The organism is Haloechinothrix aidingensis (assembly GCF_013450155.1).
Classification (GTDB): domain Bacteria; phylum Actinomycetota; class Actinomycetes; order Mycobacteriales; family Pseudonocardiaceae; genus Haloechinothrix; species Haloechinothrix aidingensis.
Genome location: NZ_JACCKD010000004.1, coordinates 122217 through 138335, shown reverse-complemented (window position 1 = coordinate 138335; position 16119 = coordinate 122217). Strand labels below are relative to the sequence as shown.

Below are 16119 nucleotides of genomic sequence, written 5' to 3'. Positions count from 1 at the left end.
TCCTTTCCTCATCTGCCCCACGGTGAGTCATGGGCCGGAATTGGCACCGAGTGCGCTGGCTACCTCGCTGATCGAGATGACTGGCCAACGCCGGTTGCCGGGGCTTCATCGGGCCGGTCCCTCTGCCCCTCTGGATGAGCGTTATCGAGTTGTCGCACAGAATCGTCGGGTCCACTTGTGGTCGCGCTACGCTCCACGCTTACCGTATCCCAGCTCGTTTCCATGGTTACCTGGTGGCGTATCCGGGGACATATCCGGAGACGAGGCCACCCGCACTACACCGTACGGCACGGGCGCGGGGGCTGCTACGCGCTGGCGTGCTGACTAGACCTGCGTCACATTCCTCGAGCCCCTCCGCCTGCCCATGGCCGGGCGCCGCTCGTGGCAGGCGGTGCACGCCCGTGACGGCCGGTGCGGGCGTGCGGTGTGTCACGGTGCCGCGGCGAGTCCTGGTCGCCTCACGTGCGAGGATGGCGGCGTGAGTGAGCCAGCGAACGCGGCACGGCCCGTGCAGCTCGTGCTGGGCGATGAGGCCCTGCTCATCGAACGAGCCATCTCCGCCGCCCTGGATGCCGCCCGCCGAGCCGATCCGTCCGCCGAGCTCACCCGGATCCCGGCGAGCGAGCTGACCGTGAGCACGCTGACCGAACTGGTCAGCCCCACGCTGTTCAGCGAGGGCAGGGTGGTCGTGCTGGACTCGGCCCAGGACGTGTCGAACGAGGCAGCCGAGGCGATCGGCAACTACGTACAGGACCCGGTCCCCGGTGTCGTGCTCGTGGTGGTGCACAGCGGCGGAGGGCGGAGCAAGGCAGGTAAGGCGCTGCCCGCGACGCTTCGTAACGCGGGTGCCGCGGTCACGGAGTGCGCCAAGCTCACCAAACCGGCCGAGCGGGAGGCCTTCGTGCGGGCGGAGGTGCGTGGCGCCGGTGGTGCGATCGACGCGGCTGCCGTGACGGCGCTCGTCGAGTCCGTGGGGACCGACCTGCGGGAGCTGGCGGCCGCGGCGGGCCAGCTGGTCGCGGACTCCGGAGGGAACATCGATGAGCAGGCCGTTCGCAGGTACCACACCGGCCGCGCGGACGTGACCGGCTTCGTCGTCGCGGAGAAGGCGGTGGCCGGTGACGGCACCGCTGCGCTGTCCGCGCTGCGGTGGGCGCTGCACATCGGCGTGGCGCACGTGCTCATCGCCGACGCGCTCGCCGATGCGGTGCGCACCGTCGCGCGCGTCGCCTCGGCAGGCAGGGGAAATCCCAACACCATGGCGAGCCAGCTCGGGATGCCGCCGTGGAAGGTGCGCAAGGCGCAAGGTCAGGCACGCGGCTGGACACGGGAAGGGCTCACCGCGGCGCTGGAGATCGTCGCGACGCTCAACGCCGAGGTCAAGGGAGTCGCGGCGGACGGGGAGTACGCGCTGGAACGCGCTACGCGGCGTATCGCAGCACTGCGCGAGACCTGACCGGCCCGCTCGGCCCGCACAGCACGAATCCCCCTGGCACTGGACCAGGGGGATTCGTGCTGGCGGGGCCGCGTAGCGGCCGGGGCAGCCGCCTCAGAGCGAGTCGACGTGCCTGGCCATCGCCGACTTCTTGTTGGCCGCCTGGTTCTTGTGGATGACGCCCTTGCTCGCGGCCTTGTCCAGCTTCCGGGCCGCCGCGCGCTGGAGCTCGATCGCCCTGTCCTTGTCGCCGGCCTTGGCGGCCTCGCGGAACTTGCGGATCGCGGTCTTCACCGACGACTTGACGGCCTGGTTGCGCTGGCGCGCCTCCTCGTTGGTGCGAATACGCTTCATCTGCGACTTGATGTTGGCCACGCTGGCGCTCCTTCGTCTGCTCGATCATCGGTGGGATGCGTGCCGCGATGTCTCCGGCCCTGCCGCGCGTGAGGCGGCGACAGGCTTCCTCCTTGGCGGAATGCCACACGGCAACAACGGTCCAGGGTACACGGCACGGTTTCCGGCTCCCGTGCGAGGTAGGTCCGCGGGGTCGCGGTGCTGTAGCGTCCGTCGCGGTACGAGTCGGCGGAACCTGTCGGTCGAGGTGGTCGTGAGCGTTACCGCGTTGTTGCTCACGGTGACCGCTGCCGTCGCCCACGCTGCCTGGAACCTCGCCGCCAAGCGGGTGGCTGGTGGTGGCGCCGCGTTCGTCTTCCTCTACTTCTGCGTATCCGCGCTGGCGTGCTTCCCGTTCGCGGCGTTCCTTCTGGCCCGCTCCGGGGAGGTCCCGCGCGCAGGCTGGTTCCTCGCCGCGGCGGTCTCCGCGGTGCTGCACGTGGTGTACGGGGTGGTGCTGCAACGTGGCTACGCGGTCGGCGACATGTCGGTGGTCTACCCGCTGGCGCGGGGTACCGGCCCGCTGCTGGTGCTGGTCGTGGCCGTGACCGCGTTCGGCGAACGCCCTGGCTTGTGGGGCACGGCAGGCGCGTTGCTCGTGGTGACGGGGGTGTTCGTGCTCGGCCGGGCCCGCTCGGCGGGCTCCCGGCTCCGGCAGCCCGCTGCCGGGATCGGTTACGGCGTCCTCACCGGCGGCACGATCGCGCTGTACACCCTCTGGGACGCCTACGCGGTGACGGTGCTGGCCGCGCCGCCCGTGGTGTACTTCGCGTCGGCTGCCGCGCTGCAGGGCGCCCTGCTCGCTCCGGTGGCGCTGCGACAGCGGCAGCGGGTGGCCGCGCTGTGGTCGGGTCACCGCGCGCAGGTCCTGGCTGTGGGCCTGCTCTCGCCGCTGGCGTACCTGCTCGTGCTGTTCGCCATGCGGCTGGCTCCGGTCAGCCTGGTCGCTCCCGTGCGGGAGCTGAGTATCGTGCTCGGCGGGCTGTTCGCCTGGCGCGTGCTCGGTGAGGCGGACCCGGCGAGACGGGTGCTCGGCTCCGCTGTGGTGCTGCTCGGTATCGGCGCCATCGCGGTGGCCTGACCAGCAGGGATTGTGTGCGTGGCCGAGGAGCGGGTAAGCACGGGTCATGGATGTGCTCAGCAGCCGAGTCTTGCTGAAACCCCGGGACCCGGAGCTCACGCGGGCGTTCTACGCCGAGACTCTCGGGCTGGCGGTGTACCGGGAGTTCCCCGGCGGGACGGTGTTCTTCCTCGGGGGCGGATTCCTCGAGATCGTGGGAACCGGTAGCACGGGGCCCGGACCGGATGTCGCGTTGTGGCTGCAGGTTCGCGACGTGCACGAGGTGGTGACCGGCCTCACCGAACGGGGCGTGCCGGTCGACCGGCAGCCGAGGGAGGAGCCGTGGGGGCTGGTCGAGGCCTGGATCTCCGATCCGGACGGCACCCGCATCGTGCTGGTCGAGGTCCCGGCAGGGCATCCGTTGCGGGTGGACACGCGCTGAGTACGCGTACCGGCGGCGAGAGCAGCGGCTTCCGGTGGGTGGACCCGGAGCATCGTCACGGCAGCCCGTGCCGACATGGGAGTATGGAGGTCGCACACCCGACCATTCCGAGGACGCCGAGTGACCACGTACGCTGATACGACCTTTACACCCCCGGAGCGAATCCGGAACTTCAGCATCATCGCCCACATCGATCACGGCAAGTCGACGCTTGCGGACCGGATGCTGCAGCTGACGGGGGTACTCGACGACCGTGCCTACCGCGACCAGTACCTGGACCGGATGGACCTGGAGCGTGAGCGCGGCATCACGATCAAGGCGCAGAACGTGCGGCTGCCGTGGACTCTCGACGACACCGAGCACGTGCTGCACCTGATCGACACCCCCGGGCACGTCGACTTCACCTACGAGGTCTCCCGTGCGCTGAACGCCTGTGAGGGCGCGATCCTGCTGGTCGACGCCGCGCAGGGTATCGAGGCGCAGACCCTGGCGAACCTGTACCTCGCGCTGGAGCAGGACCTCGCGATCATCCCGGTGCTGAACAAGATCGACCTCCCGGCCGCGGAGCCGGACAAGTACGCCGATGAGCTGGCCCACATCATCGGGTGCGACCCGGCCGACGTGCTGCGCGTCTCCGCGAAGACGGGTGACGGCGTGCGGGAGGTGCTCGACGAGGTCGTCCGTCAGGTTCCCGCGCCGGTCGGGGATGCCGACGCGCCGCCGCGCGCGATGATCTTCGACTCGATCTACGACATCTACCGGGGTGTGGTGACCTATATCCGGGTGATGGACGGCAAGATCACGCCGCGGCAGCGGATCAAGATGATGTCCACAGGGGCCACGCACGAGTTGCTCGACGTGGGGATCATCTCGCCGGAGCCGAACTCGTGCACGGGCCTCGGCGTCGGCGAGGTCGGTTACCTGATCACCGGCGTGAAGGATGTCCGCCAGTCCAGGGTCGGCGACACGGTCACCTCGGAGAAGCACGGCGCCTCGGATCCGTTGCCCGGGTACAGGGACCCGCAGCCGATGGTCTACTCAGGACTGTACCCGATCGACGGGTCGGAGTACTCGATGTTGCGTGAGGCGCTCGAGAAGCTGCAACTCAACGACGCGTCGCTGACGTACGAGCCGGAGAACTCCGTGGCGCTCGGGTTCGGGTTCCGGTGCGGGTTCCTCGGCCTGCTGCACCTGGAGATCACGCGGGCGCGGCTGGAACGCGAGTACGGTTTGGACCTCATCTCCACCGCGCCGAACGTGGTCTACGACGTCTACCTCACCGATGGCAGCGAGTTCCAGGTAACCAACCCCTCGGACTGGCCGACCGGCAAGATCGCCGAGGTGCACGAGCCGATGAGCAAGGTGACCGTCATCGCGCCTGCCGAGTTCATCGGTGCGGTGATGGAGCTGTGCCAGGGCAAGCGCGGCCAGATGCTCGGGATGGACTACCTGTCGGAGGATCGTGTCGAGCTGCGCTACAAGATGCCGCTCGGGGAGATCATTTTCGACTTCTTCGACTCGCTCAAGTCGCGAACCCGCGGGTACGCCTCCCTGGACTACGAGGACGCAGGGCTACAGGAATCGGACCTCGTCAAGGTCGACATCCTCATGCAGGGCGAGACGGTGGACGCGTTCTCGGCGATCGTGCACAAGGACTTCGCCTACTCCTACGGCACCAAGATGACCACCCGGCTGCGTGAGCTGATCCCCCGGCAGCAGTTCGAGGTGCCGATCCAGGCCGCCGTCGGCTCGCGCATCATCGCGCGCGAGACGGTGCGGGCGTTGCGTAAGGACGTGCTGGCCAAGTGCTACGGCGGTGACATCTCCAGGAAGCGCAAGTTGCTGGAGAAGCAGAAGGAAGGCAAGAAGCGGATGAAGACCGTGGGCAGGGTCGAGGTACCGCAGGAAGCCTTCGTTGCCGCGCTGTCCACGGAGGGCTCGAGCGACAAGGGCGACAAGGGCGGCGACAAGAGCAAGGGCAAGAAGTAGGCGCGCGGCGTGTGGTCGTGGGTATGAGCGCGAACGGCATCGCCCGTCCGGGTGGCCGCTTTCGCGGGTCCTATGCTCGGGCTATGTTCTCCGACCTACGGATACCCGTCATCGTTGCCCCGATGGCGGGTGGACCCTCCACCCCCGAGCTGGTCGCCGCTGCGGCGGATGCCGGGGCGTTCGGGTTCCTCGCGGGCGGCATGCTCACTCCCGAGAAGCTGGTCGACCAGATCGGACGGACCAGGAGCCTGACCGACGGACCGTTCGGGGTGAACCTGTTCGTGCCGCGCGAGCGGGTTGCCCGCGACATGTCGGACTACCGGGACCGGATGCGTACCGAGGGGCAGCGGTACGGCACCGAGCCGGGAAGCGCCGTCTGGGACGACGACAACTACCCGGCCAAGCTGGATGCGGTGGTCGCCAGCCGCGTTCCGGTCGTGTCGTTCACGTTCCAGCTGCCGTCGGCGACCGATACCGCGCGCGTCAAGAAAGCAGGCAGCAGCGTGGTCATCACGGTGGCGACCCCGGAGGAGGGACGCCAGGCCGCCGCGCTCGGTGCGGACGCGATCTGCGTGCAGGGCTGCGACGCGGGCGGCCACCGGGGAACGTTCACCGATTCGGGTGTCGACGCGGCCGGTGGCGAGCTCTACGGGGTGCTCGCCGTCCTGCGCAACCTCCGTGCCGAGCTGGATATCCCGGTCATCGCGGCGGGGGGACTGGTCAACGGGGCCGATGTCGCGGCGGTGCTCTCCGCCGGAGCGGTCGCGGCCCAGATGGGCAGCGCGTTCCTGCGCGCGACCGAGTCCGGGACGTCACCGGTGTACCGGGACGCGCTCGCGAAGGCGGGTCGCGGCACCAGGTTCACGCGCGCGTTCACCGGCCGTCCCGCGCGGGGTCTGATGAACAGGTTCATCAGCGAGCACTCCGCGTACGCCCCGGTGGCCTACCCCCAGCTGCACCACATGACCAAACCGATCCGCGCCGCCGCTACCGAGGCCGGGGACCCGGAAGCCATGTCGTTGTGGGCGGGACGTACGTACCAGCTGGCGGAGGAGAAGCCGGCAGCCGAGATCATCGCGTCGCTGGCCAAGCAGGCCAGGGACGCCCTCGATGTCGCACGTGACCGATTGTGAGCCCGACGGCGCTAGCCGGCCATGGAGTCCGGGGTCGCGCGGGACGGCACAGTGCCGCGCGAGGCGCTCCGGCGGCAGCTGGCTGCGAAGAAGGCGATGAGCTGGGCCAGATCCGCGGGAGCGTCCAGCTGCGGGCAGTGCCCCCAGTCCTGCTTCACCAGCATCCTGCTGTGCGGAACCAGCGTGTGCAGCCGCTTGGCGCCGGCCGTGCTGACGAGCCTGTCCTTGCCGCATCCGACCGCGAGCAACGGGGCCCGTACCTTGTCCAGCTGGTACGCGTTGTCGATCTCGGAAACGAGCTGCCGCGCCTGCTCCAACCGGAGCTTGGTGCGCGCGTAGTCGGACACCAGCTGGGCGAACCTCTCCGTCTCGGCGGAGTCGGCATCGGAGGGGTCAGCGTAGAGCAGCCGCGGGATGACGGCACTTGCCACGGTGCGCACGATGGCGCTCGGCACCGGGACCGGTAGCGATGCGTACAGCCGCAGCGGGAGGGGATTGCGTGCGACCGTGCGGACCAGCAGGCTGTCGGCGAGGCCGGGTGCCGCGATGGACAGCACGCCCGCGATGGGCAGGGAGTCGTCGTGCGCCGCGCGCAGGCTCGCGGTGCCGCCGAGCGAGTTGCCGACGAGCACGACGTCACCCTGCACGGCCTGCTCGACGATGACCGACCGCAGGAACGCGTCGTGCTGCGGCAGGATCTGGCCGGGACGCAGGTCGTCGGCCTCTCCGAAGCCGGGGAGGTCGACCGCGATGGCGGAGTGTCCCTCCGCGGCGAGCCTGCGGAGAACGCCGCGCCAGGTGTCCGCGCTGTCGCAGTAGCCGTGCAGCAGCACGAACCGGGGCCGCTGTGGCCTGCTGGACCCGGTGCGCGCCTTGCGGAGCAGACCGTGTCGCGGTCGTTCCGGCCCGGCCGGTACGGTCCCGACCTCGAGCGTCCGCGTGCGGATACCGGCGAACCGCTGGTATCCGGCACGGATGCCCGACTGGTCGGGCATCTCCTGATCCGGTCCTGTGGTCATACTCACAGGCTACGCACCGCGGTGCCGGTATGCCGGGCAAATACCCGGTCACGAAGCCGTATCAACTCGCTCGAACGGTTGTGACCTGCGAGTCCGGCCCGGTCGTGCACCGGGCCGGACTCCGCTGATCGGAGTAGGGGCCTCTCCCGATCCCCGCTCGCGACGGAGGGGATCGCGAGACACACGCTGCCCCCGGACGGTCGCCGTACCGGTCCGTCAGATGGTGAACACGACCTTTCCGGAGGTCTCCCCGTCCAGCATGGTGCGGAAGCCGTTCGCCGCGTCGCCGAGCGGCAGCTCGCTGCCGATCTGCGGCCGGATCCCGGTCAGCCGCACGAACTCGAGCAGCTCAGCCAGCTCGGCCCGCGTTCCCATGGTGGAGCCGGCGATGCGTAGCTGCAGGAAGAACACCCGCTGCAGCTCGGCGGCTGCGTCGGGTCCGCTGGTGGCGCCGGATACCACGATGATGCCGCCTGGCTTGAGGGACTTCAGCGAGTGGGACCATGTCGACTTGCCGACGGTCTCGAACACGCCGTCGACACGCTCGGGGAGCCGCGTACCGGGCTCGAAGGTCTCGTGCGCGCCGAGCGACGCGGCGAGCTCGCGCTTGGCGTCGGTACGGCCGGTGGCCCATACCCGCAGGCCCGCCGCGCGGCCGAGCTGGATGAGAGCCGTGGCCACTCCGCCGGAAGCTCCCTGGACCAGCATCGTCTGACCGGGGCGCAGCCCGGACTTGACGAACAGCATCCGGTAGGCCGTCAGCCATGCCGTGCCCATGGACGCACCCTCGACGAAGGACAGCTCCGGCGGCTTCGGTACGGCGTTGCGGGCGGGAACGATGACCTTCTCGGCGAACGTACCCTGGTGTTTCTCGGTCAGCAGCGTGCGCTTCGGGTCGAGCGTCTCGTCCCCGTCCCACGCCGGATCGCCGATGACCGAGTGGAGGACGACCTCGGTGCCGTCGTCGAGGACGCCGGCACCGTCACACCCGAGGATCATCGGGAACTGGTCCGGCTTGATCCCGACGCCGCGCAGCGTCCAGATGTCGTGCATGTTCAGGCTGGCGGCTCGTACGGTGACCGAGACCCACCCGTCCGGCGGGTCCTCGGCGGGGCGGTCACCGGCGACCAGGGAAGCCAGCGGGTCGTCGGCGTTGGGCTCGGAAGCGTATACGGCAAACATGGGGCCCAACGTACCGCGCGGTACGGCAGTGCCGGTAAGCCCTGTGGCCGTGCCGATCACCTGAGTGGTCCAGCGGCGATGAGTGGGGCGGTCACGGCGAGCGATCAGGCGGTCCCTACCATTTCGGTGTGTTCTCCAGACGGCGGATCACGATCGCACTGGTCGGCTTACTCATCCTGGTCCTCGCCGGCTGGCTCGCTTCCGAGCTACTCGGTGACGAGCAAGCCGGCGGGGCGAACAGCTCCGAGGTGCTCCCGGCCGCGGCCCACTGGTCCGCGGCCGGCTTTGCGCGCGGCCCCGTGACGTGAGTAACTGGCAATGACCGGCACAGATCCGTCCAGCAACAACGATCCAGATCGGCAGGTATCTCCAGTGAGTGATCCGGTGGTGAAGCAGGAGTCGGCACCCGACGGTGTGACTGCCGCCGCGGAGGCACGTGCGCGGGGTGCTTACGCCCATCAGTTCGACGGTACGGGCCTGCGGGACAGCGCGTCGGTGCTCGACGCGATCGCGACGACGCTGTCGTTTCCGGACGGTGTCGAGCGCAGCTTGGATGCCTTGCGGGACTGCCTGACCGACCTGTCCTGGCTTCCGGCCGGTGAGCACGTGCTGATCTGGAGCGCGGCGAGCGACCTGGCCAACGCGGACCCCAAGGCCTACCTGGCCATTCGCAGCGTGCTCTCGGACGCCCAGCGCGCGCTCGCCCCGGCGGGCAGGCCCGGGTACGGTCGCAGGTTCACCGTGGTGCTCACCGAACGCTGAGGCGGCGGCCCGCGCTCCCTGCCGCGCGGGAGCGCGGGCCGCTCGTCACTGCCGGCACGCGGCCTACTCCGGGACCCAGCCCGGTGCGCGCTTCTGCGCGAACGCCGCGATGCCTTCCTGCGCTTCCGAGCCCGCGAAGAACTCCGCGGACAGCGACAGCATCTCGTCGAAACGCTGCGGTAGCTCGTCGTGGGAGTCCAGCAGCCGCTTGGTGGCGGCGAGGGCGTTCGGCCCGCCCCGCGCCAGCGCGGTGACGTACCGGTCGACCTCGTCGTCCAGCGACTCGGGGTCCACCGCCGAGTTGACCAGACCGACCTGTGCGGCCCGGTCGGCGTCGAACCGTTCCCCGGTCAGGAACAGCTCGCGGGCCTGGCGAGGCAGCAACCTGGGCAGGATGGGCACGGAGATGACGGCGGGTACCAGACCGAGGCGTACCTCGGTGAAGGCGAACGTCGCCGCGCGGCTGGCCACGGAGATGTCCGCGGCCGCGACGATGCCCACGCCGCCTGCCCGTGCCGGCCCGGCGAGCTTGGCGACGACCGGTTTCGCGCTGGTCAGGATCTGCGTGAGGATGTTGGGGAACTCGTTGACGCCTTGTTCCGAGGCGTCCGTGTCCCGCGCTTCCTTGAGGTCCATACCGGCGCAGAACACCTCGGAGGTGTGGTCGAGCACGATGACCCGCACATCCGGGTCCTCGCTCGCCGCGGTCAGTCCCGCGCCGAGTTCGCGCCGCAACTGCGCCGACAGCGCGTTGCGGTTGTGTGGTGAGTCCAGGGTGATGGTCGCGATGCCGCCGGAGACCGCGTAGTGCACAAGTTCGTCTGCCATGCGCCCCAGGCTATAAGCACGGTCAGCCGGCGAGGGAGGCAGCGGTAGGCAGTGCCGGTGTCAGTGCCGGCTGGGCCGACGCCGCGCGACTCGGCGTGACACGGTGCCCGACACGGTGTGCTGTGCTGCCCGACACGGCGTGGTAGCGGCGCAGGACCAGTTCGGCGACGAGGGGATGGTCGCCGAGGGGCTCGGCGATGCGGCAGTCCGGAGCCTCCAGGGCGATCCGGTCGAGGAGCAGGCCGGGAGCCAGGAACCATGGCGCGATCGCCTGCTTGCGCGCCCCGCGCGCACGCAGCCTGGCCAGCGCGGTGGCCGGGCCCGGCCGCGCGGTGGCGAAGGCGTGCGTGACCGCTGCGAACCCCGTGCTGCCGTGCCAGCGCCGTGCGATGGTCGCCACGGCCTCGTTGGCGGCTTCGCGCGAGGAACCGACACCGGTCAACGCCACCCCGACCTCGGGGTCGCCGGGTTCGGCACCGGCCTGCCGCAGCCGGTCGAGTGCGGCCGACTCGAGCGCGGGGTCCGGGCCGAGGACCCCGGACACGGTGACACGCAACAGCGGCATGCTCGTGCCGATGTCCGCGATGAGCTCGGGAAGGTCCACACGGGCGTGGAAGGCACTGCCCAGCAGCAGCGGCACGACGACGACGTCCCTGTGCCCCGCGGAGTGCAGCTCGCCGAGCACCTCGGCGAGCGTGGGCTCGGACAGGTCGAGGAAGGCGGTGCGCACCTCGAGGTCCGGTGCCTGGTCCCGCACCGCGCGGGCCAGCGCGCGCACCGTTGCCGCCGAACGCGCGTCCCTGCTCCCGTGCGCGACGGCGACCAGTGGCGGTGTGCTCACCCCGTGGCTCCCTGCCCGTCGGTGCTAGCGGCCTGCCCGTCGCCCAGCGCCGGGAACCCGACACCCACCAGGCCGGCTGCCAGCGTGTCGCCGTCCTTCGGGTCGATGATCAGGAACGAGCCGGTGCGCGGCGAGGTACGGTAGTCGTCGGCAGGCAGCGGCTCGGACGTGCGCAGCCGCACCTGCCCGATGTGGTTGAGCTCCAGGCTCTCCGGGGCCTGTACGGCCCGCAGCTGCTGCTCGTCGAAGCGTGCGACGATCTCCTCGACGAAGGCCTGGACGGTCTTCGCGCCGTGCTTGAGCAGCACCCGCGAACCGGCACGCAGCGCGGAGTTCGCCAGCCAGCACACGGTCGCGCTGAGCTCGTCGGTCGGCTCGGGAGCCGAACCTGCGGAGGCGATCAGGTCGCCCCGCGCGATGTCGAGGTCGTCGTCGAGCAGCACGGTGACGGAGTTACCCGAGCCCGCCTCGCCGAGCGGGCCGTCCGCGGTGTCGATGCCCGTGACCGTGGAGCGCAACCCCTGCGGAAGCACGACGACCTCGTCACCGGGCCGCACCGTGCCGGACGCGATCTGCCCGGCGTACCCGCGGTAGTCCGGGTAGTCGGCGGTTCGGGGGCGGATCACGTACTGCACGGGCAACCGGAAGGGCGCGTCGTGCGGGTCCGGCGCCACCGGCACCGTCTCCAGGTGTTCCAGCAGTGCCGGGCCGGTGTACCAGGGCGTGTTCTCGGAGCGGGTCACGACGTTGTCGCCCTGCAGGGCGGAGATCGGGATGGAGAGCACCTCGCCCACGGGGTAGCCGAGCGAGACGGCGTGGTCGGTGAACTCCTTGGCGATCACCTCGAAGGTGCTCTCGTCGTAGTCGACCAGGTCGATCTTGTTCACCGCCAGCACCAGCCTCGGCACTCCGAGCATCGCGAGCACCGCCGCGTGCCTGCGGGTCTGCTCGAGGACCCCGTTGCGCGCGTCGACGAGCAGCACCGCGAGCTGGGCGGTGGAGGCGCCGGTGACGGTGTTGCGGGTGTACTGCACGTGCCCCGGGGTGTCGGCGAGCACGAAGGAGCGCTGCGGGGTCGCGAAGTACCGGTAGGCCACATCGATGGTGATGCCCTGCTCGCGTTCCGAGCGCAGCCCGTCGACCAGCAGTGACAGGTCAGGAGTATCCAGCCCCCTGTCGACGCTGGCACGTGTCACGGCGTCGAGCTGATCGGCGAGCACCGACTTGGTGTCGTAGAGCAGGCGGCCCACAAGCGTGGACTTGCCGTCGTCCACACTGCCCGCCGTGGCCAGCCTCAACAGTGAACTCATGATCAGAAGTACCCCTCACGCTTGCGGTCCTCCATGGCGGCCTCGGACATGCGGTCGTCCGCTCGGGTGGCGCCACGTTCGGTCAACCTGCTGGCCTGTACCTCGGCGATGACCTCTTCGATCGTCGTGGCCGTGGACTCGACCGCGCCGGTGCAGGAACCATCACCCACGGTGCGGTACCGGACCGTCCTGGTGTGCACGTCCTCGCCGTCGCGCGGGCCACCCCACGGCCCCTCGGTGAGCCACATGCCGTCCCGCAGGTACACGTCGCGCTGGTGCGCGAAGTAGATGGACGGCAGCTCGACCTTCTCCCGCGCGATGTAGTTCCACACATCGAACTCGGTCCAGTTGGACAGCGGGAACACCCGGACGTGCTCACCGGGGCGGTGCCGTCCGTTGTAGAGGTTCCACAGCTCGGCACGTTGCCTGCGCGGCTCCCACTGGCCGAAGGCGTTGCGCAGGCTGAAGATGCGCTCCTTGGCGCGCGCGCGTTCCTCGTCCCTGCGGCCGCCACCGAACACCGCGTCGAAGCCGTGCTCGCCGATGGTGTCCAGCAGCGGCGTGGTCTGCAGGGGGTTGCGCGTGCCGTCCGGGCGCTCGGTGAGGCGGCCGTCGTCGATCCAGTCCTGCACCTTGGCCACGACCAGCCGTAGCCCGTACTTCTCCACGACCCGGTCCCGGAACTCGATCACTTCGTCGAAGTTGTGCCCGGTGTCGACGTGCAGCAGCGGGAACGGCACCGGAGCGGGCCAGAACGCCTTGATGGCCAGGTGCAGGAGCACGGTGGAGTCCTTACCACCGGAGAACAGGATCACCGGGCGGTCGAATTCCCCGGCCACCTCGCGGAAGATGTGGATCGCCTCGGACTCCAGCGCGGCGAGGTTGTCGATCGCCGCGTCCTGGCCCGAGCCGGGCGCGACCGGCTCGGCGGTGTGTTCAGCGGTCATGGTTTCCTTCCCTCAGGCGTGCAGGCCGCATTCGGTCTTGGCAGAACCCACCCAGCGCCCGCTGCGGGGGTCGTCCCCTGCGGCGACCTTGGCGGTGCACGGCTGGCAGCCTATGGACGGGTATCCGGCCGTGACCAGGGGGTTCTCCACGATGCCGTGCTCGGCGATGTAGGCGTTGAACTGCTCGTCGGTCCACGGCGCGATCGGGTTGATCTTCACCAGCCCGTTGCGGCTGTCCCACTGCACGATCGGGGTGTTCGCCCGCGTCGGGGCGTCGGTACGGCGCACCCCGGTGACCCACGCGTCGTAGCCGGCGAGGGTGCGCTGCAGTGGCACGACCTTGCGCAGGTGGCAGCACTTGTCGGGCTGCGTCTGGTACAGCAGGCCGAACTCGGCCTCCTGCTCGGCGACCGACTGCTCGGCCTCGGCGTTGACGATGCGGATCCGCGGGTAGGTCGCGGCGATCGCGTCGCGCGTGCCGATCGTCTCGGCGAAGTGGTAGCCGGTCTCCAGGAACAGCACGTCCACGTCCGGTTTGACGTTGGCCGCGAGGTCGATCAGTACCGCGTCCTGCATGTTGGAGGCCACGATCAGGCGCTCGCCGAACTCCTCGACGGCCCACCGCAGGGCCTCGTCGGCGGTGGCCTCGGCCAGCTCGGACGCGCCCCGCTCGGCGAGTGCCTTGAGACGCTCCGTGGTGTCTGCTGCTGTCATCTCGCACCTTCCGGAAAGGACAGTCCGACGAGTTTCACCGTGAACACTCGCCGGCACGCGGCGCACAGCCACGCACCGGGCGTGTCGGCCTCCTCTGTGGGCCGTAGGTCCTCGTCACCGCAGTAGGGGCAGTGAAACGGAGTCGCACGCTCACTCATTTCAGATCGTCATCACTGGCGCGCTGCACCCACTGGGGGAAACGCTCGCCCTCTTCGCGCTGCTCGACGAACGTGCGGACGACCCGCTCGACGTAGTCGCCCAGCTCCGCGCTGGTGACCTTGTGGCCACGCAGCTTGCGCCCGAACCCGGCGTCCAGCCCGAGGCCGCCGCCGAGATGGACCTGGAAGCCCTCGACCTGGTTGCCGTCGTCGTCGGTGACGATCTGACCCTTCAGGCCGATGTCCGCGGTCTGGATGCGCGCGCAGGAGTTGGGGCAGCCGTTGAGGTGCACGCTGATCGGCGTGGTGATCCCGTCGGTGATGTCGGCCAGCCGCTGCTCCAGGTCGGCGACGAGCTGCTTGGCGCGGTCCTTGGTCTCCACGATCGCCAGCTTGCAGAACTCGATGCCGGTGCAGGCCATCACGCCACGGCGCCAGGGCGACGCCGTCGCGTCCAGGCCGAGGGTGCTCAGTTCGGACTGCAGTCCCTCTACCTCGGACTCGGGGACGTCGAGCACGACGAGCTTCTGCTGGGGCGTCAACCGGACGCGCCCCGAGCCCGCGCGCTCGGCTGCCTTGGCGACGCCCAGCAACGTGCTGCCGGACACCCGCCCCGCGACGGGGGCGGCACCCACGTAGTAGTTGCCGTCCTTCTGCCGGTGCGCGCCGACATGGTCACGCGGCTGCTCGGGGACCTCCGGCGCCGGGCCGTCGACCAGCTGCCTGCCCAGGTACTCGGACTCGAGGACCTCGCGGAACTTCTCCGCGCCCCAGTCCTTGACGAGGAACTTGATGCGCGCGCGGTGCCGCAGGCGGCGGTAGCCGTAGTCCCGGAACAGCTTGGTCACCCCGGCCCACACCTCGGGGACCTCGTCCCTGGGCACCCAGGTGCCCAGGCGCTGACCGATCATCGGGTTCGTGGACAGCCCGCCACCGACCCAGAGGTCGAAGCCCGGGCCGTGCTCGGGGTGCTCGACCCCCACGAAGGCGATGTCGTGCACCTCGTGTGCGACGTCCTGCAGCCCGGAGATCGCCGTCTTGTACTTGCGCGGCAGGTTGGCCAGTGACGGGTCGCCGAGGTAGCGGTTCTGGATCTCCTCGATGGCCGGTGTGGGGTCGATCACCTCGTCGGAGGCGATGCCGCCCACCGGGGAGCTCAGGATCACGCGGGGCGCATCGCCGCACGCGGTCATCGTGGACAGCCCGGCCTCCTCGAGGCGTGCCCAGATGGTGGGCATGTCCTCGATGCGGATCCAGTGGTACTGGATGTTCTGGCGGTCGGTGATGTCGGCGGAGTCGCGTGCGTAGGTCTGGGAGAGCTCGCCGAGCAGGGACAGCTGCGAGGTCGTCAACGCACCGCCGTCGATGCGCACGCGCAGCATGAAGTAGGAGTCGTCGAGCTCCTCGGGCTCGAGCGTGGCGGTGCGCCCACCGTCGATTCCCGGCTTGCGCTGCGTGTAGAGCCCATACCAGCGGAAACGCCCACGGAGATCACCCGGGTCGATCGACTCGAACCCGCGGTGGGCGTAGATGTTCTCGATACGGGCGCGCACGTTGAGGGGGTGGTCGTCCTTCTTGGAGCGCTCGTTCGGGTTCAGCGGCTCGCGGTACCCGAGAGCCCACTGCCCTTCACCCCGGCGTTGCTTGGTTCGCTTCGGGGCGGATGGAGATGTCACGTCGTCCTCCGGTCTCACAACGATGTCGTGCACGCGATGCAGGTGGGTCAGGGTCGGCCGTCGCCGGTGCGCACGCTCCGGACGGTGGAGCAGCGCTGCTCGCACAGTGAGAGATCGGATGCGTCCGCGGGCGGGGATACCCCAGCGACTTCAGGCCGCCGGCCGGCAGAGGGCGCTGGACACACGCCGGTAGTCGACGTGGCGGCGAACCACGAGGACGATACCGGGAG

At 69.8% G+C, this 16119-nt stretch carries 17 protein-coding genes and 1 riboswitch; of the genes, 7 read left to right on the top strand and 10 right to left on the bottom strand.

Going from position 1 to position 16119, the window contains the following annotated elements; genetic code table 11:
• Window positions 1–5: 5 nt before the first annotated feature.
• Window positions 6–141, bottom strand: a riboswitch (SAM riboswitch).
• A gap of 337 nt (window positions 142–478) precedes the next feature.
• Entirely contained in the window at window positions 479–1456 is a 978-nt protein-coding gene (gene holA / locus H0B56_RS12000; RefSeq protein ID WP_343063868.1) for a DNA polymerase III subunit delta, read from the top strand.
• A 93-nt stretch (window positions 1457–1549) separates the two neighbouring features.
• Here the strand turns inward: holA and rpsT are convergent, their stop codons facing one another.
• On the bottom strand, window positions 1550–1810 hold the full coding sequence (gene rpsT / locus H0B56_RS11995) for a 30S ribosomal protein S20 (protein WP_180893101.1): 261 nt from the start codon (window positions 1808–1810) through the stop codon (window positions 1550–1552).
• A 232-nt stretch (window positions 1811–2042) separates the two neighbouring features.
• Between rpsT and H0B56_RS11990 the strand changes: the two genes are divergently transcribed.
• From H0B56_RS11990 to H0B56_RS11975, 4 genes are all read left to right on the top strand, one after another.
• Window positions 2043–2909, top strand: a complete 867-nt coding sequence (locus H0B56_RS11990) for an EamA family transporter (protein WP_180893100.1) — start codon at window positions 2043–2045, stop codon at window positions 2907–2909.
• Window positions 2910–2955: 46 nt separating this feature from the next.
• Window positions 2956–3330: a VOC family protein gene (locus H0B56_RS11985; RefSeq protein ID WP_180893099.1), complete on the top strand. Its 375-nt coding sequence runs from the start codon at window positions 2956–2958 to the stop codon at window positions 3328–3330.
• A 120-nt stretch (window positions 3331–3450) separates the two neighbouring features.
• Window positions 3451–5319 (top strand): translation elongation factor 4, encoded by a 1869-nt coding sequence (lepA, locus tag H0B56_RS11980; RefSeq protein ID WP_343063867.1) that lies wholly within the window; start codon window positions 3451–3453, stop codon window positions 5317–5319.
• An 83-nt stretch (window positions 5320–5402) separates the two neighbouring features.
• Complete coding sequence (locus H0B56_RS11975; RefSeq protein WP_180893097.1) at window positions 5403–6452, top strand: NAD(P)H-dependent flavin oxidoreductase; 1050 nt, start codon at window positions 5403–5405, stop codon at window positions 6450–6452.
• An 11-nt stretch (window positions 6453–6463) separates the two neighbouring features.
• Here H0B56_RS11975 and H0B56_RS11970 read toward each other — a convergent pair whose 3' ends face one another.
• Together H0B56_RS11970 and H0B56_RS11965 are read right to left on the bottom strand one after the other, a co-directional pair.
• Window positions 6464–7471: an alpha/beta fold hydrolase gene (locus H0B56_RS11970; RefSeq protein ID WP_180893096.1), complete on the bottom strand. Its 1008-nt coding sequence runs from the start codon at window positions 7469–7471 to the stop codon at window positions 6464–6466.
• Window positions 7472–7687: 216 nt separating this feature from the next.
• A complete protein-coding gene (locus H0B56_RS11965; protein WP_180893095.1) occupies window positions 7688–8653 on the bottom strand; it encodes a zinc-binding dehydrogenase in 966 nt (321 codons plus the stop codon).
• Window positions 8654–8781: 128 nt separating this feature from the next.
• On the opposite strand from H0B56_RS11965, the gene H0B56_RS11960 reads away from it, so the two are divergent.
• Window positions 8782–8961 carry a hypothetical protein gene (locus H0B56_RS11960; RefSeq protein ID WP_180893094.1) on the top strand — a complete coding sequence of 60 codons (180 nt, stop codon included), beginning with the start codon at window positions 8782–8784 and terminating at the stop codon, window positions 8959–8961.
• 64 nt (window positions 8962–9025) lie between these two features.
• On the top strand, window positions 9026–9415 hold the full coding sequence (locus tag H0B56_RS11955) for a barstar family protein (protein WP_343063866.1): 390 nt from the start codon (window positions 9026–9028) through the stop codon (window positions 9413–9415).
• 63 nt (window positions 9416–9478) lie between these two features.
• Here the strand turns inward: H0B56_RS11955 and H0B56_RS11950 are convergent, their stop codons facing one another.
• Genes H0B56_RS11950 through H0B56_RS11925 form a run of 7 tightly spaced genes read right to left on the bottom strand, consistent with a single transcriptional unit; the run spans window position 9479 to window position 15889 of the window.
• The gene (locus H0B56_RS11950; protein ID WP_180893092.1) at window positions 9479–10243 is read right to left on the bottom strand and encodes an enoyl-CoA hydratase-related protein; all 765 of its coding nucleotides are present in this window, start codon (window positions 10241–10243) and stop codon (window positions 9479–9481) included.
• Between the two features lie 22 nt (window positions 10244–10265).
• Window positions 10266–11084, bottom strand: coding sequence for a CbiX/SirB N-terminal domain-containing protein (locus H0B56_RS11945; protein WP_180893091.1), 819 nt, complete (start codon window positions 11082–11084; stop codon window positions 10266–10268).
• Entirely contained in the window at window positions 11081–12394 is a 1314-nt protein-coding gene (locus H0B56_RS11940) for a sulfate adenylyltransferase subunit 1 (RefSeq protein WP_180893090.1), read from the bottom strand. The genes H0B56_RS11945 and H0B56_RS11940 overlap by 4 nt, the downstream gene beginning before the upstream one ends.
• A gap of 2 nt (window positions 12395–12396) precedes the next feature.
• Window positions 12397–13341 carry a sulfate adenylyltransferase subunit CysD gene (gene cysD / locus H0B56_RS11935; RefSeq protein ID WP_180893089.1) on the bottom strand — a complete coding sequence of 315 codons (945 nt, stop codon included), beginning with the start codon at window positions 13339–13341 and terminating at the stop codon, window positions 12397–12399.
• 12 nt (window positions 13342–13353) lie between these two features.
• A complete protein-coding gene (locus H0B56_RS11930; protein ID WP_180893088.1) occupies window positions 13354–14055 on the bottom strand; it encodes a phosphoadenylyl-sulfate reductase in 702 nt (233 codons plus the stop codon).
• The gene (locus tag H0B56_RS22835; protein WP_246361101.1) at window positions 14052–14213 is read right to left on the bottom strand and encodes an Insertion element protein; all 162 of its coding nucleotides are present in this window, start codon (window positions 14211–14213) and stop codon (window positions 14052–14054) included. Before H0B56_RS22835 ends, H0B56_RS11930 begins: the two co-directional genes overlap by 4 nt.
• Entirely contained in the window at window positions 14210–15889 is a 1680-nt protein-coding gene (locus H0B56_RS11925; RefSeq protein WP_180893087.1) for a nitrite/sulfite reductase, read from the bottom strand. Before H0B56_RS11925 ends, H0B56_RS22835 begins: the two co-directional genes overlap by 4 nt.
• Window positions 15890–16119 lie beyond the last annotated feature (230 nt).

Bases quoted from the DNA above. Each gene is read 5' to 3' on its own strand.
- H0B56_RS11950 (WP_180893092.1), bottom strand. From the start codon at position 10,243: ATGGCAGACGAACTTGTGCACTACGCGGTCTCCGGCGGCATCGCGACC.
- cysD (WP_180893089.1), bottom strand. From the start codon at position 13,341: ATGACCGCTGAACACACCGCCGAGCCGGTCGCGCCCGGCTCGGGCCAG.
- H0B56_RS11940 (WP_180893090.1), bottom strand. From the start codon at position 12,394: ATGAGTTCACTGTTGAGGCTGGCCACGGCGGGCAGTGTGGACGACGGC.
- H0B56_RS11970 (WP_180893096.1), bottom strand. From the start codon at position 7,471: ATGACCACAGGACCGGATCAGGAGATGCCCGACCAGTCGGGCATCCGT.
- H0B56_RS11975 (WP_180893097.1), top strand. From the start codon at position 5,403: ATGTTCTCCGACCTACGGATACCCGTCATCGTTGCCCCGATGGCGGGT.
- H0B56_RS11930 (WP_180893088.1), bottom strand. From the start codon at position 14,055: ATGACAGCAGCAGACACCACGGAGCGTCTCAAGGCACTCGCCGAGCGG.
- H0B56_RS22835 (WP_246361101.1), bottom strand. From the start codon at position 14,213: ATGAGTGAGCGTGCGACTCCGTTTCACTGCCCCTACTGCGGTGACGAG.
- H0B56_RS11965 (WP_180893095.1), bottom strand. From the start codon at position 8,653: ATGTTTGCCGTATACGCTTCCGAGCCCAACGCCGACGACCCGCTGGCT.
- H0B56_RS11985 (WP_180893099.1), top strand. From the start codon at position 2,956: ATGGATGTGCTCAGCAGCCGAGTCTTGCTGAAACCCCGGGACCCGGAG.